At 65.6% G+C, this 24,547-nt stretch carries 28 protein-coding genes and 1 tRNA gene; 12 read left to right on the forward strand and 17 right to left on the reverse strand.

Going from position 1 to position 24,547, the window contains the following annotated elements; genetic code table 11:
* Nucleotides 1-234: 234 nt before the first annotated feature.
* The 13 genes from nusG to ACW18A_RS10590 form a co-directional block, all read right to left on the reverse strand.
* On the reverse strand, nt 235-816 hold the full coding sequence (gene nusG / locus ACW18A_RS10530) for a transcription termination/antitermination protein NusG (RefSeq protein WP_492021673.1): 582 nt from the start codon (nt 814-816) through the stop codon (nt 235-237).
* Between the two features lie 19 nt (nt 817-835).
* Nucleotides 836-1,150 carry a preprotein translocase subunit SecE gene (secE, locus tag ACW18A_RS10535; protein ID WP_492021674.1) on the reverse strand — a complete coding sequence of 105 codons (315 nt, stop codon included), beginning with the start codon at nt 1,148-1,150 and terminating at the stop codon, nt 836-838.
* A 79-nt stretch (nt 1,151-1,229) separates the two neighbouring features.
* Nucleotides 1,230-1,305: transfer RNA gene (locus ACW18A_RS10540), tRNA-Trp, on the reverse strand.
* A gap of 121 nt (nt 1,306-1,426) precedes the next feature.
* Nucleotides 1,427-2,761, reverse strand: coding sequence for a hemolysin family protein (locus ACW18A_RS10545; protein WP_492021675.1), 1,335 nt, complete (start codon nt 2,759-2,761; stop codon nt 1,427-1,429).
* Nucleotides 2,762-2,860: 99 nt separating this feature from the next.
* On the reverse strand, nt 2,861-2,983 hold the full coding sequence (locus ACW18A_RS10550) for a hypothetical protein (RefSeq protein WP_492021676.1): 123 nt from the start codon (nt 2,981-2,983) through the stop codon (nt 2,861-2,863).
* A 119-nt stretch (nt 2,984-3,102) separates the two neighbouring features.
* A complete protein-coding gene (locus tag ACW18A_RS10555) occupies nt 3,103-4,731 on the reverse strand; it encodes a carboxylesterase/lipase family protein (protein WP_492021677.1) in 1,629 nt (542 codons plus the stop codon).
* Nucleotides 4,732-4,929: 198 nt separating this feature from the next.
* Nucleotides 4,930-6,558: a methyl-accepting chemotaxis protein gene (locus ACW18A_RS10560; RefSeq protein ID WP_492021678.1), complete on the reverse strand. Its 1,629-nt coding sequence runs from the start codon at nt 6,556-6,558 to the stop codon at nt 4,930-4,932.
* A complete protein-coding gene (locus ACW18A_RS10565; protein ID WP_492021679.1) occupies nt 6,555-6,881 on the reverse strand; it encodes a hypothetical protein in 327 nt (108 codons plus the stop codon). Before ACW18A_RS10565 ends, ACW18A_RS10560 begins: the two co-directional genes overlap by 4 nt.
* 354 nt (nt 6,882-7,235) lie before the next feature.
* A complete protein-coding gene (gene tuf / locus ACW18A_RS10570; protein WP_492021680.1) occupies nt 7,236-8,426 on the reverse strand; it encodes an elongation factor Tu in 1,191 nt (396 codons plus the stop codon).
* 89 nt (nt 8,427-8,515) lie between these two features.
* Nucleotides 8,516-10,597: an elongation factor G gene (gene fusA, locus ACW18A_RS10575; RefSeq protein ID WP_492021681.1), complete on the reverse strand. Its 2,082-nt coding sequence runs from the start codon at nt 10,595-10,597 to the stop codon at nt 8,516-8,518.
* 149 nt (nt 10,598-10,746) lie between these two features.
* The gene (gene rpsG, locus ACW18A_RS10580) at nt 10,747-11,220 is read right to left on the reverse strand and encodes a 30S ribosomal protein S7 (protein ID WP_056615544.1); all 474 of its coding nucleotides are present in this window, start codon (nt 11,218-11,220) and stop codon (nt 10,747-10,749) included.
* Between the two features lie 72 nt (nt 11,221-11,292).
* A complete protein-coding gene (gene rpsL / locus ACW18A_RS10585) occupies nt 11,293-11,667 on the reverse strand; it encodes a 30S ribosomal protein S12 (protein WP_013269204.1) in 375 nt (124 codons plus the stop codon).
* Nucleotides 11,668-11,947: 280 nt separating this feature from the next.
* Nucleotides 11,948-12,505, reverse strand: coding sequence for a hypothetical protein (locus tag ACW18A_RS10590; protein ID WP_492021682.1), 558 nt, complete (start codon nt 12,503-12,505; stop codon nt 11,948-11,950).
* Nucleotides 12,506-12,635: 130 nt separating this feature from the next.
* On the opposite strand from ACW18A_RS10590, the gene rpmG reads away from it, so the two are divergent.
* Complete coding sequence (gene rpmG / locus ACW18A_RS10595; RefSeq protein WP_003164451.1) at nt 12,636-12,803, forward strand: 50S ribosomal protein L33; 168 nt, start codon at nt 12,636-12,638, stop codon at nt 12,801-12,803.
* A gap of 118 nt (nt 12,804-12,921) precedes the next feature.
* Nucleotides 12,922-13,734, forward strand: a complete 813-nt coding sequence (locus ACW18A_RS10600; protein ID WP_492021683.1) for a class I SAM-dependent methyltransferase — start codon at nt 12,922-12,924, stop codon at nt 13,732-13,734.
* A 6-nt stretch (nt 13,735-13,740) separates the two neighbouring features.
* Here ACW18A_RS10600 and ACW18A_RS10605 read toward each other — a convergent pair whose 3' ends face one another.
* A complete protein-coding gene (locus ACW18A_RS10605) occupies nt 13,741-15,105 on the reverse strand; it encodes a PleD family two-component system response regulator (protein ID WP_492021684.1) in 1,365 nt (454 codons plus the stop codon).
* A 7-nt stretch (nt 15,106-15,112) separates the two neighbouring features.
* Nucleotides 15,113-15,496 (reverse strand): response regulator, encoded by a 384-nt coding sequence (locus tag ACW18A_RS10610; RefSeq protein WP_492021685.1) that lies wholly within the window; start codon nt 15,494-15,496, stop codon nt 15,113-15,115.
* A 124-nt stretch (nt 15,497-15,620) separates the two neighbouring features.
* Here ACW18A_RS10610 and ACW18A_RS10615 point away from each other — a divergent pair, with 124 nt between their 5' ends.
* The gene (locus ACW18A_RS10615) at nt 15,621-16,874 is read left to right on the forward strand and encodes a DNA polymerase IV (protein ID WP_492021686.1); all 1,254 of its coding nucleotides are present in this window, start codon (nt 15,621-15,623) and stop codon (nt 16,872-16,874) included.
* Nucleotides 16,875-16,890: 16 nt separating this feature from the next.
* Here ACW18A_RS10615 and ACW18A_RS10620 read toward each other — a convergent pair whose 3' ends face one another.
* Nucleotides 16,891-19,068, reverse strand: a complete 2,178-nt coding sequence (locus ACW18A_RS10620; RefSeq protein WP_492021687.1) for a methyl-accepting chemotaxis protein — start codon at nt 19,066-19,068, stop codon at nt 16,891-16,893.
* A 168-nt stretch (nt 19,069-19,236) separates the two neighbouring features.
* On the opposite strand from ACW18A_RS10620, the gene ACW18A_RS10625 reads away from it, so the two are divergent.
* The 6 genes from ACW18A_RS10625 (at nt 19,237) to ACW18A_RS10650 (ending at nt 22,788) form a co-directional block, all read left to right on the forward strand.
* Entirely contained in the window at nt 19,237-19,977 is a 741-nt protein-coding gene (locus tag ACW18A_RS10625; RefSeq protein ID WP_492021688.1) for a polysaccharide deacetylase family protein, read from the forward strand.
* 200 nt (nt 19,978-20,177) lie between these two features.
* Nucleotides 20,178-20,537, forward strand: a complete 360-nt coding sequence (locus ACW18A_RS10630) for an AtpZ/AtpI family protein (protein WP_492021689.1) — start codon at nt 20,178-20,180, stop codon at nt 20,535-20,537.
* Nucleotides 20,538-20,545: 8 nt separating this feature from the next.
* Nucleotides 20,546-21,322 carry a F0F1 ATP synthase subunit A gene (locus ACW18A_RS10635; protein WP_492021690.1) on the forward strand — a complete coding sequence of 259 codons (777 nt, stop codon included), beginning with the start codon at nt 20,546-20,548 and terminating at the stop codon, nt 21,320-21,322.
* A 56-nt stretch (nt 21,323-21,378) separates the two neighbouring features.
* On the forward strand, nt 21,379-21,603 hold the full coding sequence (locus ACW18A_RS10640) for a F0F1 ATP synthase subunit C (protein ID WP_269516148.1): 225 nt from the start codon (nt 21,379-21,381) through the stop codon (nt 21,601-21,603).
* 80 nt (nt 21,604-21,683) lie between these two features.
* The gene (locus tag ACW18A_RS10645; protein WP_492021691.1) at nt 21,684-22,271 is read left to right on the forward strand and encodes a F0F1 ATP synthase subunit B family protein; all 588 of its coding nucleotides are present in this window, start codon (nt 21,684-21,686) and stop codon (nt 22,269-22,271) included.
* Nucleotide 22,272: 1 nt separating this feature from the next.
* On the forward strand, nt 22,273-22,788 hold the full coding sequence (locus tag ACW18A_RS10650) for a F0F1 ATP synthase subunit B (protein WP_492021692.1): 516 nt from the start codon (nt 22,273-22,275) through the stop codon (nt 22,786-22,788).
* A gap of 72 nt (nt 22,789-22,860) precedes the next feature.
* Here ACW18A_RS10650 and ACW18A_RS10655 read toward each other — a convergent pair whose 3' ends face one another.
* Nucleotides 22,861-23,334: a DUF6789 family protein gene (locus ACW18A_RS10655; RefSeq protein ID WP_492021693.1), complete on the reverse strand. Its 474-nt coding sequence runs from the start codon at nt 23,332-23,334 to the stop codon at nt 22,861-22,863.
* A 212-nt stretch (nt 23,335-23,546) separates the two neighbouring features.
* On the opposite strand from ACW18A_RS10655, the gene ACW18A_RS10660 reads away from it, so the two are divergent.
* The 3 genes from ACW18A_RS10660 to ACW18A_RS10670 are packed head-to-tail and all read left to right on the forward strand — an operon-like array spanning nt 23,547 to nt 24,528.
* Nucleotides 23,547-23,789 (forward strand): hypothetical protein, encoded by a 243-nt coding sequence (locus ACW18A_RS10660; protein WP_492021694.1) that lies wholly within the window; start codon nt 23,547-23,549, stop codon nt 23,787-23,789.
* Entirely contained in the window at nt 23,762-23,998 is a 237-nt protein-coding gene (locus ACW18A_RS10665) for a DUF805 domain-containing protein (RefSeq protein ID WP_492021695.1), read from the forward strand. The genes ACW18A_RS10660 and ACW18A_RS10665 overlap by 28 nt, the downstream gene beginning before the upstream one ends.
* A gap of 2 nt (nt 23,999-24,000) precedes the next feature.
* Entirely contained in the window at nt 24,001-24,528 is a 528-nt protein-coding gene (locus ACW18A_RS10670; protein ID WP_492021696.1) for a DUF805 domain-containing protein, read from the forward strand.
* Nucleotides 24,529-24,547 lie beyond the last annotated feature (19 nt).

A 24,547-nucleotide genomic window follows, 5' to 3' on the forward strand; every position in this document is an offset into this window, starting at 1 on the left:
GCCGTGGTCGGGCATGGCTGCCTCCCACGGATTTATCCTTTGCCCTTGGGCGAAGGAGGCGCGCGTTTAACAGAGCAGAGCGAGGGTGGCAATGCGTTCTCCCTCCCCTTCATGGGGAGGGACCGCGAGCGTCAGCGAGCGCGGGTGGGGCCCGTCAGGGCGGAGCGAGGTTTCATCACTTCCCCACCCTGACCGCTGCGCGGTCGTCCCTCCCCATGAAGGGGAGGGAGAGAGTCAGGCCGCGTTCTTCTCGACCTGGCTGTATTCCAGATCCACCGGCGTCGGGCGGCCGAAGATCGACACGGCGACGCGCAGGCGGGCGGCGTCCTCGTCGACGCTCTCCACCTGACCGTCGAAGCTGGCGAAGGGACCGTCGATGACCTTGACGGTCTCGCCGATGTCGAACCGGATGGTCGGCTTCGGACGTTCGACGCCCTCCTCCACCTGACCGATGATGGCCTGGACCTCACGTTCCGAGACCGGCAGGGGCTTGGTGCCGCCTGCGGCACCCAGGAAGCCCGTGACCTTCGGCGTGTCCTTGACCAGGTGATAGGCGTCGTCGGTCAGCTCCATCTTCACCAGCACATAGCCGGGGAAGAATTTGCGTTCGGAGTTCACCTTGCGGCCGCGGCGGATCTCGACGACGTCCTCGGTCGGGACCAGGATTTCGGAGAAACATTCCACCAGACCGCGCTGCCTGGCCTGATCGCGGATGTGCTGGGCGACCTTCTTCTCGAAGTTCGAATAGGCGTGGACGATGTACCACTTGTGGCGCGGATTAGAAGCTAGCTTGGTTTCGGGCGCTGCATCCGTCATGTGCGCGTCTCCTTCTTTCTTATTGGCCCAGGGCGAGGATGTAGCGCGAGGCAAAGCCCAGGCCCGTATCCACGACCCAGAAGAACACCGCCGCGATGAACACCATGATGAAGACCATCACCGAGGTGATCCAGGTCTCCTTGCGGCTGGGCCAGATGATCTTGCGACCCTCGGCGCGGACCTGGCTGAAGAACTGGGCCGGCGAGGTGCGCGGCTTGGCCACAGGCGCGTCGACGGTGACCGTCGAGGCCGAAGCTGCGGCCGCCATCTGCGGCTTCGCGCCAGCCGCCGGATTACCGGTGCGGCGTCCGCCGGGGAACTTGGACTTGGCCATGGGCTCTAGGGGTCTCTTCGTAAACGCTTGATCCTGTTCCCGCAGATGGGGATGCCCAGTCTGCGGGAACAGGGGGAAGTGGCAGGAGCTGGGGGATTCGAACCCACGACCCCCGGTTTTGGAGACCGGTGCTCTACCAGCTGAGCTAAGCTCCTAGACAATACAGAAGCGCGCCGCGGGCGAACCCGACGGCGCGTCTGCTCGCCAGACCGGGGGCTATGCCTCACACGGCGGGTCATTTCAAGGCCAATCCTCCCCCGATGGGGGAGGATCGAGTCAGTGATCCAGGTGTGCGGCGACCGCCTCGGCCTCGTCTTCCTTGTTGACGACCTGTTTGAACATCAGTTTGTCGATCCGGCGGTCGTCCATGTCGATGACCTCGACCTCGAAACGGCCCAGTTGCAGGATCTCGCCCTCGGCCGGCACGCGCGACAGCTGGTGCAGCACAAGACCGGCCACGGTGTGGAAGCCGTCCTGGTCGCCGAAGTCCTCGCCCAGCACATCGGACAGCTCTTCCAGGTCGGTCTGGCCGTCGACCAGCCAGGAGCCGTCCTCGCGCTGGCGGATCCAGGCCTCCTGGTCGTCATGACCCTCGTCGAAGTCGCCGGCGATCATCTCCAGCAGGTCGGTCGCCGTCACCACGCCCTCGAAGGCACCGTACTCGTCGACCAGGAAGGCCATATGGACCTTGGACGACTTCAGGATCTCCAGCGCCTTCAGCACCGAGGTCGACTGGGGGATGAAGGCCGGGGTCTGGACCAGAGCCTCGATGTCGAAGGTTCCATTGGTCAGCAGACTGTCGAGCAGATCCTTTTTGTGGACCACGCCCAGAGGGTTATCGACGTCGTTCTCGCGCGCCACCACGATCCGCGAATAGGGGCATTTGCGGATTTCCTCGCGCAACTCCGTTTCGGTGTCGTCCAGGGCGATCCAGAACACGTCGTGGCGCGGCGTCATGGCCACGCGGATGGGACGGTCGCCGAGGGTCAGGATCTCCTCGATCATCGTCTGTTCTTCGGGCTCGATCAGGCCGGCCGAGGTCCCCTCGGCGATCATGGTCTCGACCTCTTCCTGGGTGACATCCGACCCGTCGCGGTCCTTGACGCCCATGATCTTGAGGATGCCCGAGGTCGAGGCGGTCAACAGCGACACGAACGGATGCAGGACGATCGCGACGGTCGAGATCGGCCCCGCCGTCTTGGACGCGATCGCCTCGGGGAAGATCAACGCCAGCCGTTTGGGCACCAGTTCGCCCACGATCAGCGAGACATAGGTGATGCAGATCACGACCAGGGCCGTCGAGAATATCTCGGTATAGGCGTCCAGTGCCGGGAAGGCGGCGGTCAGGATCCTGTCCAGTTCGCCCGCGATCGTCGCCTGGCCGTAGGCGCCCGCCAGAATGCCGATCAGGGTGATGCCGACCTGGACCGCGGACAGGAAATGGGTCGGATCCTCGGACAGCTTCAGAGCCACCCGGGCGCCGCGATCCCCCCGCTCGGCCCGGCTCTGCAGCTTGGATTTGCGGGACGAAACGACCGCCATCTCGGTCATGGCGAACAGGCCGTTCAGCACCACGAGGAGCACGACGACGACGATGGCGATGAGTAACATCTAGGGGGGAGTAGACCAGCGCGGCGCGACAGTCGGCGTCCGCTGGTCCGTCCTAGCCGAACGGGACCGGTTTCGCCACGATTTCCTTTAGGGCAGCCGTCAGCGCGTGCGGCCAGCCTCGACCGAACCGTAGGCGCCGCTCTGACCGTTGTCCATCGACGCGCAGGCGGAGACACCGATCAGGGTGCCGATGAACAGGCCGATCCGAAGCGCTCGCCGCATGATGGTTACCAAAATCCTAACGTCACGGACGGAACCTAGGCCCCGCTTCGGGGTTCCGCGCAAGCCCCCGCCCCAGCCGGTTGTGCGGCATGGTGAAGGCGTGGATCGGCAGGCGACTATCAGCCGGGCTCGACCGCCCCCAGCGCCGTCCCGCCCCAGAAGCCGCACTGGTGCCGGTCGTGGAACGTCCCGTCGACCCGATCGCCGGCCGGATCGAAGACCACAACCGGCCCTCCGCCCTCGCTCACCCGGGGCCAGTCGGCTTCGAAGTCTGGACCATGCCCGAACCCGGCCCACAGCCGCATCATCCGCTCCGACAGCGCTCGCTGGCCCGGCGTCCATCTGCCCGTATCCGCGAACAGCCAGGTCGTCCCGAACACATAGGCCAGCTCGCTCGCGTGATAGGCTCCCATGTCCAGCCCGGTGATCCAGTCCGGCAACCGGAACGGGGCCTCGCGATCCGCGAATTCATAGCCGTGCACCGGCACATGCCGCGCCAGCAGACGCCTCAGCGCATCGGCGGGACATGAGAACCGGCTGTCGGTGAAGCTCCGGGCGATGGCCACGGCAGGCCCCTCGGGCCCGACCGGATACCGCGCAAGCGCCCTCTCCCCGTCCGCGCCGTAAAGCCAGACGGTCTGTCGCTCGTAGCGATCCATGTCCTTGACCTGGACGGCGAACAGCCGCCCCTCGTCGGTGTTGGTCCCGACGATTACCGGAACCCGGGTGAAGCGACCGCTGGCGAAGGCCTCAGGCGGGCTGAGCGGCACCATCGCATCCGTATGCACCGGTCCCCACGACCCCGGCCCGTTGATGCCGGATCGCGGCGACGGTGCCCGCGCAATCCGCCATGCCGGCAGCCCTCGCAAGCAGGCGACCTGCCCCTGCTGCGTGCACCCCAGATCGTCCGCGAAGGGTGGTCCCGCCGGGACCTGATCCTTGGCCGCGTTCAGAGAGTGCGGCTCCAGGCAGGGTCCGCTCTGGAGGATGACCCGCTGGAACAGGCCCTCCGACCCCGGCGACACCATCAGGTAGCAGGCGCTCCACGCACCCGAGCTCTCGGCGAACAGGGTCACGTCACCCGGATCGCCTCCGAAGGCGCCGATGTTCCGCTGCACCCAGCGCAGCGCCGCCTGCTGGTCCATCAGCCCCCAGTTGCCACCGGCGCCCTCGCCCTCCGCGTCGAAGCCCGGATGGGCCAGCCAACCCAACGCCCCCAGCCGGAAGTTCACCGTCACCACGACCCGGTCCTGCCCGGCCGCCAGCCGTGACGGATCGTAGTTGGCCCCCGACCCGATCGTGAAGGCTCCGCCGTGCAGATAGACCATCACCGGTCGGGCCCTTGAAACAGTGTCATCCCGGACTTGATCCGGGACGGGCGCATAGATGTTGACGAACAGACAGTCCTCGGACCCGACTACCAGCCCGCCGCCCCCGCCGAGGATGGCCTTGCGACCCAGCGCCTGGGTGCAGTCAGACCCCAGCCGTGTCGCCTCCCTGACGCCGTCCCATGCCTCGACCGGCCGCGGCCCGCGCCAGCGCAGATCGCCGACCGGCGGCCTCCCATAAGGCACTCCAAGGAAGGCACGGACGCCCGCGCCTTCGACACCGCGCACGACGCCCGCCTCCGTCCGCGCCTGCACGAACTCACGATCCGACGCGAACCGCACCTGATCGACGGCCCCGGGATGGGTGGCGCAGGCGGCGCAACCGCCAAACAGCAAGACGAGGCGCGCGAGGCGGAGCATTCGCCTTCCTAACGCGGTACGAGGCGACTGCGCCACGCCCGCATGCGCAGGCGCCGTCCGCCTCCGGAGCCTGATCCGTTGAGGAGGAATCGCTACGCGATTCCGCCGATGCTGTGAATCATGCTCCAGATATGAGCGAGAGCCTGAGTCACGCCTTCGACAGAACCGCGTAGCGGTTCTGTCTCAAGCGATCATGCTCTAGGCGGCCATCCTCACCGGTTTGTGGCGGCCCGCCGGAGAGCGGTTGGCGGAGTCCCCGCCTCCCAGCTGGAAACGGGACACGAGAGTGGCCAGCTGGGCCGCGTCGTTGGTGAGATTCTGACAGGCGGCGGTCGACTCTTCGACCATGGCGGCGTTTTGCTGGGTCGCCTGATCCATCTGGTTCACCGCGAGGTTGATCTCAGTCAGGGCCGTCGCCTGCTCGCGGGTCGAGGCGGACAGCTGCGACATGATGCCCGAGATGTCGCCGATGCGTCCCGCAATCGCCTCCAGCGCCACGCCCGTGCGTCCAACGAGGGTGACGCCGTTCTGAACCTGGCTCCGACTCTTGCTAATCAGCGCATTGATTTCCTTGGCGGCCTGGGCGGACCGGTGGGCCAACGCGCGCACTTCGGTCGCCACGACGGCGAAGCCCCGACCGGCTTCCCCGGCGCGAGCCGCCTCGACGCCGGCATTCAGGGCCAGCAGATTGGTCTGGAAGGCAATCTCGTCGATGACGCCGATGATCTGGCTGATCTGCTCCGACGACGCCTCGATCTCGCCCATCGCGTCGACCGCGTCCGCGATGATCGGACGGCTGCGATCGGCCTCGGCCTGCGTGTTCTCCATGACCATGGTCGCCTCGTCCGCGCCCTTGGCCGTGAGCTTGACCGTCGTCGTGATCTCCTCCAGCGCCGCGGCCGTCTCCTCAAGCGTGGCCGCCTGATGCTCGGTGCGCCGCGACAGCTCGTGCGCGGCCTGGCTGATCTGGGCCGTCTCCGATCGGATCGCGTTCGCGTTCGCGTCGATGGTGGTGATATCTGCGTGAAGGGCATCGATCGCCGTGTTGAAGTCCGACTGCAGCCTGGCGTAGCTGCCCGGGAACTCGCCCGTGAGACGGTAGCTCAAGTCGCCTCGGGCCAGGGCGCTGAGCCCCGCTGCCGTGTGTTCGACGACGGCGGCTTGTTCGCGGGCCACCGCCAGATCGCGTTCCGCGGCCTCTGCGGCCTGCCGATCCGCGGTCTCGCGTGAAACACCCAGCGCCGTCGCGGCGTCCAGGGCCTGCTCGGTCGCCTGTTCGGCCGCGGTCTGGCTTGCGGCATTCGAGGCGAACATGGCGGTCACGCTGGCTGCGCTCCAGGTCAGGACGACCGCTTCAACGATCAGGATGACGGCGTGAAAGACGACCCGCCCCAGGTCCGCCGACCCCGGGAAAACAAGGTCGGGCAGCAGGAAGCTCAGGATGAGGTGATGCAGGGCCACGGTGGCGGCACCGACGACAATCGCGCGCCAGTCACAGTAGATTGCGACGATGGCAAGGGCGGCGAAATAGGCCATATGCATGTCGGTCTGCAGCTCGTTGCCGGCGAGACTGGCGACGAGGGCGGACACCTGTGCCATCAGCAGGATCGACGAAAGCATCCGCGCCATGGCCTCTTGCCGGAACAGGAACCACACCCCGGTCTGTACAACTGCCAGTCCAAGGGCTGGCCCGATTCCGGCCAGCAGGTCGGTCTTCAGGGTCAGGGCCTGGATCAGGGCGGCGCAGGCGAGCACCCATCCGAGACAGAGGATGACGATGCCGCCGATGGCGCGTTGGTGCTCGAGGTCGCGCGGCTGGAAGATCATGCTGCTGCTCCGGGGCGCGGCGTGCAGCCGGCCAGTTCAGGATCGAGGATCAGCCAGGCTCCGGCCGACCGAAGACTCTGCGACAGATCCGGGCCTCCGATGACGGAGACGACCGTGGCCGTGCGGCCCGTGGATGAAATCTCGCCGATCGGTTCCACCGCTGCCCGGACGCGCGCGGCGCTCCACCAGGGCGGAAAGACAGCCGCCACAGCGAAGGGGGTGGCCGGGCGCGCCGCGATGGCGATGGCGGGCGCCGCCGTGAGAGCGATCACGGCCGCACAGGCGACGATCTGGAGTATCGGCCTGCCTCGAGTTGAATTCATTGCCGCCCTCCGGGGTCGCTCACGCGATCTGTACTCAGGCTAGTGTGCGGCGGAATTTCTGAACAACGGGCTTACAGACCCACTACGTAGTATTACTTAGGGTTGGGCACATCATGAGACGACAAAGTCTTCTGGATCAGTGCCGCTTCTCGACCGGGTCTGGAATGGACCCCAACTGAGTCCGGACGCTGCCGCTTTCCGGGTGCCGCTGTCACACCGGGGGCTGGTGCCGGTGTCTGCAGGACTGCCCGGTACAGGTGCCCGGAAACGAAAAGGCCCCCCGGTTCGCACCGGAGGGCCTTCATCATTGTCAGCCTATGCTCGCCTCAGCGGAGGCTCGCGACTTGAGGCTTCCTACTCGAGGATTTTGGCGACGACGCCGGCGCCGACGGTGCGGCCGCCTTCACGGATGGCGAAGCGCAGGCCCTGGTCCATGGCGATCGGGGTGATCAGTTCGACGTTCAGCTCGGCGTTGTCGCCGGGCATGATCATCTCGACGCCTTCCTTCAGCTGAACGATGCCGGTCACGTCCGTGGTGCGGAAGTAGAACTGCGGGCGGTAGTTGGTGAAGAACGGCGTGTGACGGCCGCCCTCTTCCTTGTTCAGGATGTAGGCTTCGGCGACGAACCTGGTGTGGGGCGTAATGGAGCCCGGCTTGCACAGGACCTGGCCGCGCTCGACGTCTTCACGCTTGGTGCCGCGCAACAGCACGCCGACATTGTCGCCCGCCTGACCCTGGTCCAGAAGCTTGCGGAACATTTCCACGCCCGTGCAGGTCGTCTTCTGGACCGGACGGATGCCGACGATCTCGACTTCCTCACCGACCTTGACGATGCCCTTTTCGATCCGGCCGGTCACCACGGTGCCGCGGCCCGAGATCGAGAAGACGTCTTCCACCGGCATCAGGAACGGCAGGTCCAGGGGACGGGCCGGCTGCGGGATGTAGTCGTCGACGGTCTGCATCAGGGCCAGAACCTGGTTCTCGCCGATCTCCGGGTTCACGCCGTCGGTCGCGGCCTTGGCCGAACCCATGGTGATCGGAATATCGTCGCCCGGGAACTGGTAGGACGAAAGCAGCTCGCGCACCTCCATCTCGACCAGCTCGAGCAGCTCGGCGTCGTCGACCAGGTCGACCTTGTTCATGAACACGACCAGGGCCGGCACGCCGACCTGACGGGCCAGCAGGATGTGCTCGCGGGTCTGGGGCATCGGGCCGTCGGCGGCCGACACGACCAGGATCGCGCCGTCCATCTGGGCGGCACCGGTGATCATGTTCTTCACATAGTCGGCGTGGCCGGGGCAGTCGACGTGGGCATAGTGACGGTTGGCCGTCTCATACTCGACGTGAGCCGTGTTGATCGTGATGCCGCGGGCCTTTTCTTCAGGAGCCGCGTCGATGTCGGCGTAGTTCATCGCCTTGCCGCCGCTGGCCTTGGCCAGGGCCATCGTGATCGCCGCCGTCAGCGTCGTCTTGCCGTGGTCCACGTGACCGATCGTGCCGATGTTGCAATGCGGCTTGTTACGTTCGAACTTTTCCTTGGCCATTCTCTTCTCTCCGTCCCCTGAAGTGAGGGGGCATATCCTAATTGTTCAGGGGGTGTCCGACGGGCCGGAGCCCGTCGGGATGGTTGGGTTCAGGCGGAATACTTCTTGATCACTTCGTCGGCGACGTGTTGCGGCACCGGCTCGTAGTGGTCGTACTGCATGGTGAACTGGGCACGGCCCTGCGACATGCCGCGCAGCGTGTTCACATAGCCGAACATGTTGGCGAGCGGCACGAAGGCGTTCACGACGGTGGCGTTGCCGCGCATGTCCTGACCCTGGATCATGCCGCGACGGGCGTTGAGGTCGCCGATGACCGAACCGAGGTAGTCTTCGGGGGTCACGACCTCGACAGCCATGATCGGCTCGAGCAGCTTCGGAGCGCCCTTTTCCTTCAGTTCGCGGAAGGCGGCGCGGGCCGCGATTTCGAACGCCAGCACGCTGGAGTCGACGTCGTGGTATTTGCCGTCCGTCAGGCTCGCCTTGAAGTCGATCAGCGGGAAGCCGGCCAGCAGACCCGAATCCTTGATGGAGTTCAGACCCTTTTCGACGCCGGGGATGAATTCCTTGGGGATGGCGCCGCCGACGATCGTGTTCTCGAACACGAAGCCCGAGCCGGGCTCGCCGGGTTCGAAGGTGATCATGACGCGGGCGAACTGGCCCGTACCACCGGTCTGCTTCTTGTGGGTGTAGTCGATGTCGACCTTGCGGCCGAGCGATTCACGATAGGCGACCTGCGGCGCGCCGATGGTGGCCTCGACCTTGTAGGTGCGCTTCAGGATGTCGATCTTGATGTCGAGGTGAAGCTCGCCCATGCCCTTCAGGATGGTCTGGCCCGACTCGTGGTCGGTCGAGACGGTGAAGGACGGGTCTTCCGAAGCCAGCTTGGCCAGGGCGACGCCCAGCTTTTCCTGGTCGGCCTTGGTCTTGGGCTCCACCGAAATCTCGATGACCGGCGCCGGGAATTCCATCTTCTCGAGGATGACGGGCGACTTCAGCGGATCGCACAGGGTGTCGCCGGTGCGGGTGTCCTTGAGGCCGGCCAGGGCGACGATGTCGCCGGCGTAGGCTTCCTTGACGTCCTCACGGTTGTTCGAGTGCATCTGCAGCATCCGGCCGACGCGCTCTTTCTTGTCGCGGCTGGAGTTCAGCAGGTTCTGCCCGGTTTCCATCTTGCCCGAGTACAGGCGGCAGAAGGTCAGCGAGCCGACGAACGGATCGTCCATGATCTTGAAGGCCAGGATCGACAGGGGCTCGTCGTCCGAGGCGCGGCGCACGACGGGCTCTTCGGTCTTGAAGTCGATGCCCGGGGTCGGCGGGATGTCCGTCGGCGACGGCAGGTAGTCGACGACGGCGTCGAGCAGCGTCTGTACGCCCTTGTTCTTGAACGCCGAGCCGCACAGGATCGGATAGAAGGCACCGGTCAGCACGGCCTTGCGGATGCACTTCTTCAGCACCTCGATCGAGGGCTCGACGCCGTCCAGGTAGGCCGTCATGGCGTCGTCGTCGAGCTCGACGGCGTTGTCGATCAGGTACTGGCGGGCTTCATTGGCCTTGTCGACCAGATCGGCCGGGATGGGGCCGACGGTGAAGTTGGCGCCCAGGGCGTCGTTGTCCCAGACCACGGCGTTCATGGCGACGATGTCCACCAGGCCGGACAGGGTGTTTTCCGAACCGATCGGGAACTGGATCGGCACCGCCTTGGCGCCCAGGCGGTCGCGGATCGACTGGACCGAGGCGTCGAAGTCGGCACCGATCTTGTCCATCTTGTTGACGAAGACGATGCGTGGCACCGAATATTTGTCGGCCTGGCGCCAGACGGTTTCGGTCTGCGGCTCGACGCCCGCGTTACCGTCCAGAACCGCGACGGCGCCATCCAGCACGCGCAGCGAACGCTCGACTTCAATGGTGAAGTCCACGTGTCCGGGGGTGTCGATGATGTTCAGGCGCTTGCCCTGCCAGAAGGCGGTCGTCGCGGCGGACGTGATCGTGATGCCGCGTTCCTGCTCCTGGTCCATCCAGTCCATGGTCGCGGCGCCGTCGTGGACTTCGCCGATCTTATGGTTCTTGCCGGTGTAATACAGGATCCGCTCGGTCGTCGTCGTCTTGCCCGCATCAATGTGGGCCATGATTCCGAAGTTGCGGTAGTCCTCGAGCGCGTGTGTGCGGGCCATGAAAGCGTGCCTTGAAAGTATGTTCAGGACGCGGTCCGCGTCCTCGGGAGATCGTCGATGTGGCGGATAAGCGAGCGCGGGCGATTTAGCTCAAACCGCCCGCGCCGGATAGGCCTAGTTAGTGTCGCTGTTTGACGCTTTGAAGGCGCCTACCAGCGGTAGTGGCTGAAGGCGCGGTTGGCCTCGGCCATCTTGTGGGTGTCTTCACGCTTCTTCACCGCGGTGCCGCGGTTGTTCGAGGCGTCCAGCAGCTCGGCGGCCAGCTTTTCGGTCATGGTGTTCTCACCACGCTTGCGCGCGGCGTTCACCAGCCAGCGGATGGCCAGGGCGCGGCGACGGTCGGGGCGAACCTCGACCGGCACCTGATAGGTGGCGCCGCCGACGCGACGCGAGCGGACTTCGACCGAAGGCTGCACGTTTTCCAGGGCGGTGTGGAAGGTCTGGACCGGCTCGAAGTCCTTCTTCTTGTCGGCCAGGATTTCGAACGCACCGTAGACGATGTTTTCGGCGACGGCCTTTTTGCCCTCGTACATGACGTAGTTCATGAACTTGGTGACGGTCAGATCCTTGTATTTGGGATCCGGCAGGACTTCGCGTTTCTGGGCGCGGTGACGACGTGACATGGGCTGGGCCTTCTAAATCGGTGTCTGGAACAAGCCGGATGAGACCGGCTGAATCTGGAAAGTGCGGGTCGCTTACTTCGGACGCTTGGTGCCGTAGTGCGAACGGCGCTGCTTGCGGTCCTTGACGCCTTGCGTGTCGAGCACGCCGCGCAGGATGTGGTAGCGAACGCCGGGCAAATCCTTGACGCGGCCGCCGCGGATCAGGACCACCGAGTGCTCCTGAAGATTGTGGCCCTCGCCGGGGATGTAGCACACGGCTTCATAGCCGGACTTGGCCAGACGGACCTTGGCGACCTTACGCAGAGCCGAGTTCGGCTTCTTCGGGGTCGTCGTATAGACGCGGGTGCAAACGCCGCGGCGCTGGGGCGAACCCTCCAGGGCCGGCACCTTGTTGCGCACGGGCTTGGGCTTGCGGGGCTTGCGGATCAGCTGGTTGATCGTAGGCATCGTAGGGACAGTCTCGACTTCTGATGGAGGCGTGTGCCTGTCGGCCGGGGCGCCTCGGTTTCCTTCTTTTGAACGTCTCCGACGGAGACGCCCGGGATCGTTCGAGACCGGATCGGAACAATCCAAACGAAAAAACCGGAACGCGCGCTTTGGGCGTTCCGGCGGGCACAGCCCGTCCGTTCAATTGTGACGATCAGGATGGGCCCCGGACAGGACCCGCCTCGAAAGTCCGGCGCGTTTACGCGTGAGGGGTCTTCAGGTCAAGACCGGTGGTCCGCCCCTACTCCGCCACTGGCCTGGTCAGGTCGAACTCCACCCGAAAGTGCCGGTTCGCACGACGCAGCTCATAGGCGAACATCCGGTCCGGGTGGACCTCCATCGCCCAGACGTTGGTCGTGGAGACTGCGGCAGCATTGGCGTTGAACAGGGCGATGGAGAAGGCGTCGACCGGGAACTCCTGCCGCTCCGCCGTGCCGACGGACACCGTGTCGCCGCCGTACATGTGCAGCACGTCCACCGTGCCGTCCTCGTGGCGGTGATCGTGCTTCAGACGCAGGCCCCCGGCCGTCCGCGTCACGATCCACACCCGGGACCGGTCCTCGCCGACGCTGAACGGGATACGGACCTCGGTCGGTGAACAGTCGCGGACATGCATCAACAGGCGCTGGCCGGCGAAGCGGGCGTCGGCGGCGTCGGTCGTCACCAACCGACCCTCGTACCGCTGGCCGCACAGGGCGTTGAGCCGGGCCATGAAGTCGTCCTGCGGCCCGGACGGCGCGGGCGCGCTGGCGCAGGCGGAAAGCAGGGCGGCGAAGGCGGCGATCAGGGCGGTTTTCATCCGGCCACGCTCGCGCGCTTCGACATCGTACTCAAGGTGCCAAGAGGCCCGTTGACTTCGCGGCGTCCCTGAGTATGTTCCGCGCCTCATATTTTCACGGCTCTCACCGCCGTCGCAAAGGTAATTTCCGATGGCAAAGCCCGCCTCAATCAAGATCCGGCTGAACTCCACGGCCGACACCGGCTTCTTCTACGTCACCAAGAAGAACGCCCGCACGATGACCGAGAAGATGGTCGTCAAGAAATACGACCCGGTCGTGCGCAAGCACGTCGAGTTCAAGGAAGGCAAGATCAAGTAAGCGGCTCAAACCGTTGACGATCTGAACGCCCGGTCAGCAATGGCCGGGCGTTTTTCGTTCTGGATTGATGTCTTGCGCCAGACTGATAGCTTCACCAGGAGCAGGGGCGGAGAAACTCATGAATCCGAATAAGGCATTGTGGGAAAAAGGCGATTTCACCCAAGTGGCCGTGGCGATGCGGGAGAGCGGTAGGGACTTCGTCAAAGAGCTAGGGATAGAGCCCGGGATGGCCGTGCTTGACCTGGGTTGCGGAGACGGCACCACGGCCCTGCCAGCCGCCCAAATGGGGGCAGACGTTCTTGGTGTCGACATCGCGTCCAACCTCGTCGCCGCGGGACAAGCGCGCGCGCAGGCTGCCGGCCTTACAAATCTTCGTTTTCAGGAGGGCGATGCATCGGACCTCGCCGATCTGGCCGAAAACACCTTCGACCTGGTGATCAGTGTCTTCGGTGCCATGTTCGCGCCCAGACCAATGGACGTTGCCCGGGAAATGGTGCGTGTCACGCGTCCGGGCGGTCGCATCGTGATGGGTAACTGGATCCCGGGAGATCCGACGCTGGTGGCTCAGGCCCTGAGGATCAGCGCCAGCTACGCGGCCCCTCCTCCCGAAGGGTTCATCAGCCCGATGACATGGGGCGTCGAGGCCAACGTAGTGGAACGGTTCACTGCCGCCGACATTCCACCGGAGCGTATCCTATGCGAAAGGGCCACCTTCACCTTCCGTCGCAACGACTCCGCGGCCGAGTTCTTGTATTCGTTCCGGAATTACTACGGCCCTACCATGAACGCATACGAGGCCGCAGCGAAGGACGGCCGAGACGCTGATTTGGATGCCGAGTTGCTAGCGCTGTTTGAGGCCCAGAATCGCGGTGAGCCGGGTCAGCCCGTGTTCGACGCGACGTTTCTGAAGGTGACGGTGCGCAAGCCCTGAGGACGGTTAGGCCGCTCGCGCAATGACGCGGTCGCGTCCCGTGGCCTTGGCCTCGTAGACGCCTTCGTCGGCGCGCTTCAGCAGGGCGTCGGGCGTGTCGTCCGCCCCGAGCGACGTCGCCACCCCGATCGAGATCGTCACCGTCAGGTGCTCCTGACCGCCCATGACCCGGAAAGGCGTCGAGCCCACGTCGCGACGGATGCGTTCGGCGATGCGGTGGGCGTCCTCGAGCCTGGTGCCCGGCATGACGACGACGAACTCTTCGCCACCCTGTCGGCAGGGCAGGTCAACGGCGCGGACGTTGGTGGCCAGCCGTACGGCGAACTCGCGCAGCACCTCGTCGCCCGCGTCGTGGCCGAACCCGTCGTTGACCTTCTTGAAGTGGTCGATGTCCAGCACCAGTACCGAGACGGGCTCCCCGCCCTGGGCCGCCCGCGTCACGAAGGCCTGCAGCTGCCCGGCCATGTAGCGGCGGTTATGCAGCCCGGTCAGGGCGTCGGTGACGGCCATCTCCAGGCTGTAATCCAGCTTCTCCTTGAGGAAGTCGGTATAGCGCTTCCTGCGGATCTGGGTCCGCGCCCGTGCCGCAAGCTCCTCCGGATCCACCGGCTTCATCAGGATGTCGTTGACGCCCAGCTCCAATGCCTTGACCAGCCGGGGCCGGTCGGACGGATCGACCACGGCCAGGATCGGCAGATGCCGGGTCTGCTCGGCCGACCGCACCTGGGCGATCAGGCGCAGGCCGTCGAACTCGGCTGCCGCCACATTGATGATCATCAGGTCGATCGCGCCCCTGGACGCCAGCAGCCCTCCGGCCGCATCGCTTTCGACCGTCGGCCGATGCTCGCGCGTCAGCTCCTCGGCGATCCGCTGGGCCTGGCGCGCATTGTCGTCGACGATCAGGACCCGGCCGCCGGACCCACGCAGCCGCCCGGCTCCGTCGGTCGTGACCCCCAGCCGACGTCCACTCTCCTCGCGCTCGCGCAGCTCGTCCATGACCAGCTTCAGCCGGGTCAGCGATCGTACCCGGGCGAACAGCACCACGTCGTCCAGCGGCTTGGTGACGAAGTCGTCGGCCCCGGCCTCCAGCCCCTTGATCCGGTCCTCGCGCCCGTCCAGAGCCGTCACCAGCACGACGGGAATATGGTTGGTGGACGGATCGGCCTTCAACCGGCGGCAGGTCTCGAACCCGTCCATCCCGGGCATCATGACGTCCAGCAGGATGATGTCGGGCTGTTCCGCCGCCGCCATCTTGAGCGCCGACGCCCCGTCCTGGCACGTCAGGACGTCATAATACTCCAGCGTCAGCTTGGCCTCGAGCAGGCGGACGTTGGCCTCGACATCGTCGACAACAAGAATACGCGCGGTCATCGGAACCCTATCCGACCGTTACGGGCTGGTTCAGGTGTTTCTTCACCGTTTCCAGGAAATGCATCACCGAGATCGGCTTGGAGATATAGGCCTCGCAGCCGCCCTGCCGGATCCGCTCCTCGTCGCCCTTCATGGCGAAGGCCGTCACGGCGATAATCGGGATGTGCGCCAGTTCCTCGTCGTCCTTGAGCCATTTGGTCACTTCCAGCCCGGAAATCTCTGGCAGCTGGATGTCCATCAGGATCAGGTCGGGCATGTGCTGACGCGCCATGGCCATCGCCTGCAGCCCCTCGCGGGTCTGCAGGATCTGATAGCCCTGCGAGTCGAGCAGATCATGAAACAGCTTCATGTTCAGCTCGTTATCCTCGACGATGAGGACTTTCTTGGACATCTTCACCCGGTCTGGCCGCCTCGACTGACGCGCACGCTGCGCGCTGAGACTTGCGGCCTTCTTCGATTGGGATTGTGCCTGCGCAGTCTTAAGTTGGGGTGAAGTCGGGAATCCAAGCGTGGCCATGACGGCGATCTGTCGCGAATGCCTGTGGACCGGGGAGGACGCCGTCGCCCGGTGCCCGGCCTGCGGCTCGCCGCGCGTCGTCTGCGATCCCGAGCTCGACCGGTTGTCGATCGCCCACCTGGACTGCGACGCCTTCTATGCCTCGGTGGAGAAGCGCGACCGTCCCGAACTGCGCGACCGGCCCGTCATCGTCGGCGGCGGGGTGCGAGGCGTGGTCTCCACCTGCTGCTATATCGCCCGCCAGTCCGGCGTCCATTCGGCCATGCCGATGTTCAAGGCGCTGAAGGCCTGTCCCGACGCGGTGGTGATCAAGCCGGACTTCTCAAAATACGTCCCCGAATCGGAGCGCATCTTCCGCTTCGTCGGAGAGCTGACGCCCCTGGTCCAGACCCTGTCGCTGGACGAGGCCTGGATCGACCTTTCCGGCACCGAACGTCTCAATGGCGGCCCGCCGGCGCTCCAGCTGATCCGCCTGCAGAAACGCATCGAGGACGAGACGGGCCTCGGCGTGTCCATCGGCCTGGCCCCCAACCGCTTCCTCGCCAAGATCGCCTCCGAACTGGACAAGCCGCGCGGCTTCTCGGTCATCGGCACGGCCAATGCCCGGGCCCTGCTGGCCCCGAAATCCGTCCGCATCCTGCCCGGCGTCGGCCCGGTCTTCGGCAAGACCCTGGTCAGCGACGGCTTCGCCACCGTCGGTGACCTCGCCGCCGCCGACGTCCGCGATCTGGTCAAACGCTACGGCGAAACGGGCCTTCGCCTCCACGACCTCGCCCACGCCCGCGACGCCCGGTCCGTGAACCCCGAGCATGACCGGCGCGGCATGAGCGCGGAGAACACCTTCAACACCGACCTGACCAGCCTGGAAGACCTCGAGGCCGAGCTCTGGCCCCTGTGCGAAAAGGTCGCATCCAAAGCCCGCCGCGACGGGGTCGCCAGCCGCGTCGTCGTGCTGAAACTGCGGCGCACCGACTTCAGGATCGTCACCCGGCGCAAGACCCTGCCCGACCCGGTCCAGACCGCCCGCGCCCTGTTCGCGACAGGCCGCGAACTGCTGGCCCCCGAACTGGGCCGGCCCTACCGGCTGATCGGCATCGGCATGGCCGACATCCAGGACGCCGAGGACCTGCCCGAGGGCCTGTTCGCCTCGCCGGAGCAACGCACCCTGAAGACCGAGACCACCATCGACGCCCTGCGCGAGAAATTCGGGGCCTCGGCCATCATCGCCGGACGGGCTTTGAAACCACTCTGACGCCGGAAGACGGACGCTATGCGGCCAGGGCCTCGGCGTCGTCCGCGCCCAGATCGAACCGGCTGATCAACGCTTCGAGCTCGCCGGCATCGGTGGTCAAGGCGTGACTTGCGGCTGTCGACTGCTCGACCATGGCTGCGTTCTGCTGTGTGAACTGATCCATCTGGTTGATGGCGATATTGATCTCGGCGATGCCCGAGGCCTGTTCGCGAGCGGAAGAAGCGATCTGTCGGACCAGTGAATTGGCTTCTGCGACCTGTGTCGAGATGGCTGCCAGACTTTCCCCTGTGCGGGCGATCTGTTTGGCCCCCCGGGTGACCTCGGCGCTCGACTCCGAGACCAGTGCCTTGACTTCTCGCGCCGCTTCGGCCGAGCGTTCGGCCAATGCCCGGACCTCCTGGGCCACGACCGCAAAGCCGCGACCGGAGTCACCCGCCCGGGCCGCCTCGACGCCGGCATTGAGAGCCAGCAAATTGGTTTGAAAGGCGATTTCATCGATGACGCCGACGATCTGACTGATCTTGGCCGAAGACTGTTCGATTCCCCTCATGGCCTCGATTGCGCTCGTCACAATGCCGTCGCCCTCTCTGGCCGCCTTATGGGCGAGTTCCGTGACGTCGCTGGCGCGCTCGGCACCCTCGGCGCTGTGTTGTACGGCTGCAGTCAGTTCGTCCAGAGCCGCGGCGGTCTCCTCCAGACTGGCGGCCTGCTGTTCGGTGCGGCGCGACAGATTGTCAGCAGCACTGGTGATATCCTGACAACCGCCGCGCATCGCCTGGGCGGTGGACCAGATGCCCGTCATGGTCTCGTGCAGCCGAGTGAGCGCGGTGTTGAAATCGTCGGGAATGCGCCGCGTCTCAGCGGTAAAATTGTGATCCGACATCCTCCAGGCCAGTTCGCCTGCTGCAAGACGGGACAGTCCCTGACCCAGTGTCTCAACCGCGTGGTTCTGGGACTGGGTGAACGCCTCGGACTGTTTGGCGTGACTTTGACGGTCGGCCTCGGCGGCAACGCGTTCCCGATGCTGCTCCTGACCACGGGCGACACCTTCGGCCAGATCAAGTCGGAACCCGTCCAGAGCTCGAGCGATCTGGCCCAGCTCGTCAGCCTTGTCGGTGGCGGCCACCGGCGTGTCGTAGTCGCCCGCGCTCATCGCTGCCACATTCGATGTCATCTTCGAAAGCGGTCTGCGGATCAACCGGTCACTGGAGATGGCCAAGGCTGCAATGCTGGCGAAAATGATGAAGACGCCACCGATCAGCAGCATCAGTGACAGGTTCCTGGCAGGCCCCTCTATAGCCTCGGTGGGAATGTCCAGCACGACGGCCCAGGTTGTGTCGAGGCCTGGAAAGGTGACAGGCTGAATGATGCGTTCGACAGATTTGTCCCCCACCTTCACACCACCAACGACGGCCCGACCCGAGCCGCCCAGGACGCCGCGAAGAACATCTCCGCCTGCATCGGCGTAAGGTTGACTGCGCTGTTCGGCGTCGGGATGGGCCACCCATGCCCCATCGCTGGACACCAGCATGACCCGGCCCGACTCGAGAGGCTTCATCGCGCCCAGACGGTCCGACAGTTGATCCAGCGCGATATCCAGTCCTGCGACTCCAATCGTGCGTCCGTTCGAGACAACGGGATACGCAAAGGACGTCATCAACACCTCCGCTCCGCTGATGGTCTCTGCATAAGGCGTCACCAGAACCGGAGCGTTTCTGGCCACAGGCTCCGTGTAATAGGGCTCCAGGAAATCAGCCCCGCTGATTTCGGACTCCATCGTGGTCCGTCCATCCTGGCGGACCCAGTAGATCGAGAGCCGACCATCCTTGTTGGACGCCGTCGCGACGTCGCCGACGTGGCTCGCATCGGCACCGATGACGTTCGGTTCCGCCATGAACCAGGCTCCCATCACCTGGTCGGTCGCCTCGACGTTGGGGCGAACCAGTGCCAGGTATTGACCCCGATCCGACACGCCGGCTCCACGTGCGGCCCCCAGTGTCGCCGCCATGGTCCGGGCCCCGACGCCTGCCGCCCCGATCTCGTTGACGATCGCCTGGGCGGCTTCTCCGGCCGCGCTCTCGGCATAGCGTTCGGCAATTCCCCGGACGATGGAGCCGGTATAGGCCGTAACGCTCACAGACGCGATAACGAGGAGGCCGCCGATGGCCAGTCCGGCCACGAGTGCCAGCTTCATTGCGATTGAAAGGCGTGAGAGCGATCGCATGGGGCCAGTTCCGGTTCAGCGAACGATGTTGCCGGCCAGGGGCGAAAGAAAGGGTTAACCATGCGGCCGTCGGGCAGTCAGATCGAGACGTCTCGCCCGGTTCAGTGTCGCTTAACGCCGCAAAGGCAGAGTGGTGCGATGTCCGACCTGTTTGACAAGATGCGCCGCCGGGGCGGCCGCTACCTCGGCGTCCGGTCCGCGCCGGTTCGGCCGGAACGCGGCATCTTCAGCCTGTCGTTCGACGACATCCCGGTGACCGCCTGGACCGAGGCCGGCCCGATCCTCGAAGAGCACGGGATCACCGCCACCTACTATGTCGCCGGCGGTCTGTCGGGCGGACAGAATCTGGGCCTGCCCCAGTTCACCACCAATCATCTCCAGGCCCTGTTCGGCGCCGGCCACGAGGTCGGCTGCCACACCTTCGGCCACACCAGCGCCCTCGCCGTCTCGCCCGAGGCCTACGCCGCCGATCTGGACAGGAACGCCGCCTGGGTCGCAGAGCGGCTGGCGGGCCATGTCATGACGACCTTCGCCTGGCCCTACGGAGACGTCTCCGTCGGCGCCAAGGCGGTCGTCGCGGAACGATTCGCCCTTGCCCGCGGCGTCCGTGACGGCGTCAACGCCGGCAGCGCCGACCGCGCCAACCTCCAGGCCATCGGCCTGGAGAGCCGCCGCCTGCCCGGCTACGATCTCGAGGCCCTCATGACAGAGACCGCTGCCCGCAAGGGCTGGCTCATCGCCTACGGCCACGACGTCATGGACGCCCCGACGCCTTACGGCTGCACACCCGATGACCTCGACCGCGTCATCCGCCTGGCCAAGGCGGCCGACCTTGAGATCATGCCGGTGGGCCAGGCGTGGGAGCGGGTGGCGGCATAAACCCTTCTCCCTCCCCCTCGGGGGCGGGAGAAGCTCGTCGCACCGACCAGCCAGACCCGCGACAATTCAACATCTTAGCCTTGCCCATCAGCGCCTTGACCTTCCGCCCCCTCGCCTATAGGTTCCGCGCCGAATTCAGACCCCTGTCGGGGCCCGCAAATCCATGCGTGGCCGGGCGGGGTTCGAAACAAACAAAGCCCATGTCCCTGCCCCCGGAATCGCGCGAAGAGGCGATCAAACGCCTCACCGAAAGCGCATCGTCTCTGGAGGCGCGCACGGCCCGCGAGGTTTCTAACGAAGCGGCGGGTCAGGCGGCGGCCGGTCAGGCGTGGCGGATCATCGCCGACCTGTTCGGCGGCGTGTTCCTGGGTCTGGCGCTCGGCGCCATCGTGGACTGGTATTTCCATACCAATCCCTGGGGTTTGATCGGCGGCGTCCTTCTGGGCTTCGCCGTTTCGGTTTGGATGGCCTGGTCGACGGCGCAACGCCTGATGGCCCAGGCGAAAGCAAGCGGAGTGGAGCCGAAGTCGGTTCCCTTCGATGATGACGAAGAAGACTAAAGGCGCCCATGGCTGATCCGCTTCACCAGTTCCAGATCGTTCCCCTTGTCGATTTCGGCACGGTCACCCTGCCCGTGGTCGGCGAGCAGCATATCGCGTTCACGAACTCGCACCTCGCCATGACCATCGCCTTCGGCCTGGTCGTCCTGTTCCTTCAGGTCGTGACCGCCGGTGCCAGGATCGTTCCGGGTCGCTGGCAGGCCGCCGGCGAGACCATGTTCGGCATGATCGACGGGATCGTCGACTCCATCATCGGCCACGACGGGCGCAAGCTGTTCCCGTTCGTCTTCACCGTCTTCACCTTCATCCTGGCCATGAACTTCATCGGCCTGTTCCTGACCTTCACCGCCACCTCGCAGATCGCCGTCACCGCCACCTTCGGCGTGCTGACCATCTTGCTGGTGCTGGCCATCGGGTTCGCCAAACACGGCCTGGGCTTCTTCAAGCTGTTCGTGCCGTCGGGCGTGCCGTGGCCGGTCCTGCCCTTCGTGATCGTCATCGAGTTTGTTTCGTTCCTGCTGCGCCCGGTCACCCTGACCCTTCGTCTGTTCGGCAACATGATGGGCGGCCACGTCGCCCTGAAGGTCTTCGCCGGCTTCGTGGTCGTGGGCGTCGGCGGCAGTGTCGGCCTCGAGCTCGGTATCCCGATCGCCATTCTGTCGATGGGCATGACCGTCGGCCTGACCGCGCTGGAGTTCCTGGTGGCCTTCCTCCAGGCCTTCGTTTTCGCCGTTCTGACCTGCATCTACCTCAACGATGTGGTCAACCTGGGTCACGGGCACTAAAGCCCCTCTCCCAGTCTCTCTCCAACCCAACCAACCCCAGACTAGGACTTAAGATTATGGAAGCAGAAGCCGCCAAGCTCATCGGCGCCGGCCTCGCAATGACCGGCATGATCGGCGCCGGCATCGGCGTCGGCAACATCTTCGGCTCGTTCCTGACGGGCGCCCTGCGCAACCCGTCGGCCGCCGGCTCGCAGATCGGCAACCTGTTCGTGGGCGCCGCCCTGGCCGAGGCCCTGGGCATCCTGTCCTTCGTTCTGGGCATCCTGATCTACTCGGCCTGATCGCCGATTTCCGATCGGGCGCGGCGCCGGGTATCCGGTCGCCGCGCCTGTTCGACCGATTTCTCCAGACCTGATGGACCATGGCTGATCCTACCGAACCCTCGACCGTCGTTCACGGCGCACCTGCGGACCACGCGGCGGGAGAGACCCATGCCTCGACCGAGGCGGCCGGACATGAGGGCGGGGGTCTGCCCCAGTTCGAGTTCCAGCACTGGTTCGGACAGATCGTCTATCTGATCTTCCTGTTCGCCATCCTCTATTGGCTGATCGCCAAGGTCTTCGCCCCGCGCATGCGCCGCGTGTTCGACGAGCGTGAGACCACAATCTCCACCGCCGTCGCCACCGCCCGTCAGGTCCAGGCCGAGGCCGCCGGTCAGGCCGAAGCCGCCAAGGCCGAGGTCGAAAAGGCCCGTGCTGACAGCCGCGCCGCCTCCGTCGCCGCCAAGGCCCGCGTCACCGACGAGGCCAACAAACGCGCCGCCGAGGAAGAAGCCGTCGTCAACGCCCGCATCGCCGAGGCCGAGACCGCCATCGGCAAGACCCGCGACGCCGCCATGGCCAATGTCGCCACCATCGCCGCTGACACCGCCTCGGCCATCGTCGAGCGCCTGACCGGCAAGGCCCCTACGGCCGCCGAGGCGACCGCAGCGGTCAAGGGAGCCGCCTGATATGCCCGCCTTTCTGACCGGCCACTTCTACGATCTCGCGAACGCTGAACTGTGGGTCGGTATCGGCCTGCTGCTCTTCCTCGGCATCTGCATCTTCGTCGGCGTGCCGAAACTGGTCGCCGGCCAGCTCGACGCCAAGGGCGCCAAGATCCAGTCCGAGCTCGATGAGGCCCAGCGCCTGCGGGCCGAGGCCGAGGCCCTGCTGGCCACCATCCGTGCCGAGAAGGCCGCTGCCGAAGCCCAGGCCCGCGACATGCTGGCCGCCGCCGAGGCCGACGCCCGCATCATGGAGGCCGAAGCCAAGGTCCGCCTCGAAGAGGCTCTCGCCCGTCGTCAGGCCCTGGCCGAACGGCGGATCGCCACCGCCGAGGTCCAGGCCACCGCCGAGGTCAAGGCCGCCGCCGCCGAGGTCGCCGCCCAGGCCGCCGAGACCATCCTGACCGCCCGCATCACCGGCGCGAAGACCGATCCCCTGCTCGACGCCGCCATCGCCCAGATCGGCACGCGCCTGAACTAGGCTCGTCGGCATCGACCACAAAAAGGGCGGCGCACCGGACCGGTGCGCCGCCCTTCTCATTTTGGTTGCGCCTTAGTGAGCGGCGGCGACCCCGTCCATCAGCTTGGCGGCCCGCTTCTCGCGCGCCACCAGCCGGGCGTAGACATTGCCCAGCACGATGCCGAACACGGCATGGCTGACCAGCATCCAGGCGACCATTCCGAACCCGCCGGTGCCGCGGAAGATCCGCGAATCGCCGAACAGGAACACCATCACCATCAGCACCGCCCAGGCACCCACGGCGAAGATGATGCCCTTGGTCTCGGCGGTCTGACCCGGCATCCGGGGACACAGGATCCCGAACAGGGATCCCAGGATGAGCGCCCCGGCGACGAAGTGGGCGATCCACCCCACGGCCAGGTTTCCGGTCATCCCGATCAGACTGGCCACGAACAGCGGAAACGGCTCCACCCACGGACCAGCAAAAACATTCACAGCTTCGAGTAATGAAACAGCGACCGTGGCGAACAAGCCTGCGATCACTCCCTTCTGTACGCGTGACATCATAACGACAGCGCCTCCCAACGCCTGTTTCCGTTCCGATAACGCAGGGAGGACTCTACGCCTGTTGCGTCAGGACGCTATTCCGCCACATTCACAACCGCGTGCTTCGCAGTTGCGGTAGTCCACGAGAGAGGTTGCCGCGCCTGCAACCCTTGCTAGATTACGCAGAGCAAAGGGAGGCGCCTGTGTTTCGTTCGAGCGTGTTTCGGGGGCGCATGTCCCGACTGGCCTATTTCCTCTCGGTGCTCGGCCTGTGGCTGATCCTGCTCGCGGCGCAGCCTCTGCTGCTGGACCTGCCGAACTTCATTGAGAGCGGGCGGATTCTGGATCTGCTGTGGGACGGCGAATATGAGGCCTATGGCGCAGCCGCTGACTTCGCGATCCACCAGACGGACTATCAGACTGCCCGCTCGCCGCCCTCGCGGCCCTTGTGCTCGGCCTGTTCGCAGCCTTCCTGATCCTCAGCGCCCGTCGCCTCCGCGATCTCGGGCGCCCCGGTCGCTACGCCTGGATCGCTCTGGTCCCGTTCGTCGGCGCCCAGGCCCTGTGCGCCGTGCTGATCCTGCTCCCCGGCGATGCGGGCGAGAACGCCTATGGCGCCAGGCTTCAGGCACGCACCGACGGCGAGATGGAGCACGGTTTCGCGCCTCCGGTGCGCGGAGCCTGACGATGTCCGCCCTCGCCGGACTGTTCAGTTTCGAAGGCCGCGCGCGACGTTCCGAATGGTGGCTGACCAATATCGGAGTGGCCATTCTCGGCGGCCTGTTGCTTGTCGTCGTGTCGCTGGCGGTCTCGGGCGGCGACTTCGAGGTTCTGACCGACGCCGCCCCCAAGCCCCCAGCGATCGTCGCTCTCAACATCGCCGTAGGTGCGCTTGTCTGCTGGGTTCAGACTGCCGTTGGCGCGCGGCGTTCCCATGATCGCGGTCAATCGGGTATCGGCCTCATCCTCTACCAGGTCATCGGATACGGCTCGAGCGACCTGCCTTCGGTGATTCAGTTGATGAATTTCGACCTGCCCTACATCCCCTTCGACGGTGACTTCCTGATCGCCGCCAACATCCTCTATCTGGCCTGCGGCCTCTATTTCCTGATCACCCTTGGGTTCCTGGACGGCCAACTGACCGCCAACGCCTATGGCCAGTCGCCCAAGGCGCTCCAGAACCGGAACTACGCCGCGGCCATGATCGGCGACTGACGGACTGCCCCGCGACAGT

The sequence above is a fragment of the Brevundimonas sp. AVps5 genome (assembly GCF_058681515.1).

Excerpts from the sequence above, each read along its gene's own strand:
- nusG (WP_492021673.1), bottom strand. The coding sequence starts at position 816 with ATGACGGATGCAGCGCCCGAAACCAAGCTAGCTTCTAATCCGCGCCAC.
- secE (WP_492021674.1), bottom strand. The coding sequence starts at position 1,150 with ATGGCCAAGTCCAAGTTCCCCGGCGGACGCCGCACCGGTAATCCGGCG.
- ACW18A_RS10545 (WP_492021675.1), bottom strand. The coding sequence starts at position 2,761 with ATGTTACTCATCGCCATCGTCGTCGTCGTGCTCCTCGTGGTGCTGAAC.
- ACW18A_RS10550 (WP_492021676.1), bottom strand. The coding sequence starts at position 2,983 with ATGCGGCGAGCGCTTCGGATCGGCCTGTTCATCGGCACCCTGATCGGT.
- ACW18A_RS10555 (WP_492021677.1), bottom strand. The coding sequence starts at position 4,731 with ATGCTCCGCCTCGCGCGCCTCGTCTTGCTGTTTGGCGGTTGCGCCGCC.
- ACW18A_RS10560 (WP_492021678.1), bottom strand. The coding sequence starts at position 6,558 with ATGATCTTCCAGCCGCGCGACCTCGAGCACCAACGCGCCATCGGCGGC.
- ACW18A_RS10565 (WP_492021679.1), bottom strand. The coding sequence starts at position 6,881 with ATGAATTCAACTCGAGGCAGGCCGATACTCCAGATCGTCGCCTGTGCG.
- tuf (WP_492021680.1), bottom strand. The coding sequence starts at position 8,426 with ATGGCCAAGGAAAAGTTCGAACGTAACAAGCCGCATTGCAACATCGGC.
- fusA (WP_492021681.1), bottom strand. The coding sequence starts at position 10,597 with ATGGCCCGCACACACGCGCTCGAGGACTACCGCAACTTCGGAATCATG.
- rpsG (WP_056615544.1), bottom strand. The coding sequence starts at position 11,220 with ATGTCACGTCGTCACCGCGCCCAGAAACGCGAAGTCCTGCCGGATCCC.
- rpsL (WP_013269204.1), bottom strand. The coding sequence starts at position 11,667 with ATGCCTACGATCAACCAGCTGATCCGCAAGCCCCGCAAGCCCAAGCCC.
- ACW18A_RS10590 (WP_492021682.1), bottom strand. The coding sequence starts at position 12,505 with ATGAAAACCGCCCTGATCGCCGCCTTCGCCGCCCTGCTTTCCGCCTGC.
- rpmG (WP_003164451.1), top strand. The coding sequence starts at position 12,636 with ATGGCAAAGCCCGCCTCAATCAAGATCCGGCTGAACTCCACGGCCGAC.
- ACW18A_RS10600 (WP_492021683.1), top strand. The coding sequence starts at position 12,922 with ATGAATCCGAATAAGGCATTGTGGGAAAAAGGCGATTTCACCCAAGTG.
- ACW18A_RS10605 (WP_492021684.1), bottom strand. The coding sequence starts at position 15,105 with ATGACCGCGCGTATTCTTGTTGTCGACGATGTCGAGGCCAACGTCCGC.
- ACW18A_RS10610 (WP_492021685.1), bottom strand. The coding sequence starts at position 15,496 with ATGTCCAAGAAAGTCCTCATCGTCGAGGATAACGAGCTGAACATGAAG.
- ACW18A_RS10615 (WP_492021686.1), top strand. The coding sequence starts at position 15,621 with ATGACGGCGATCTGTCGCGAATGCCTGTGGACCGGGGAGGACGCCGTC.
- ACW18A_RS10620 (WP_492021687.1), bottom strand. The coding sequence starts at position 19,068 with ATGAAGCTGGCACTCGTGGCCGGACTGGCCATCGGCGGCCTCCTCGTT.
- ACW18A_RS10625 (WP_492021688.1), top strand. The coding sequence starts at position 19,237 with ATGTCCGACCTGTTTGACAAGATGCGCCGCCGGGGCGGCCGCTACCTC.
- ACW18A_RS10630 (WP_492021689.1), top strand. The coding sequence starts at position 20,178 with ATGTCCCTGCCCCCGGAATCGCGCGAAGAGGCGATCAAACGCCTCACC.
- ACW18A_RS10635 (WP_492021690.1), top strand. The coding sequence starts at position 20,546 with ATGGCTGATCCGCTTCACCAGTTCCAGATCGTTCCCCTTGTCGATTTC.
- ACW18A_RS10640 (WP_269516148.1), top strand. The coding sequence starts at position 21,379 with ATGGAAGCAGAAGCCGCCAAGCTCATCGGCGCCGGCCTCGCAATGACC.
- ACW18A_RS10645 (WP_492021691.1), top strand. The coding sequence starts at position 21,684 with ATGGCTGATCCTACCGAACCCTCGACCGTCGTTCACGGCGCACCTGCG.
- ACW18A_RS10650 (WP_492021692.1), top strand. The coding sequence starts at position 22,273 with ATGCCCGCCTTTCTGACCGGCCACTTCTACGATCTCGCGAACGCTGAA.
- ACW18A_RS10655 (WP_492021693.1), bottom strand. The coding sequence starts at position 23,334 with ATGATGTCACGCGTACAGAAGGGAGTGATCGCAGGCTTGTTCGCCACG.
- ACW18A_RS10660 (WP_492021694.1), top strand. The coding sequence starts at position 23,547 with ATGTCCCGACTGGCCTATTTCCTCTCGGTGCTCGGCCTGTGGCTGATC.
- ACW18A_RS10670 (WP_492021696.1), top strand. The coding sequence starts at position 24,001 with ATGTCCGCCCTCGCCGGACTGTTCAGTTTCGAAGGCCGCGCGCGACGT.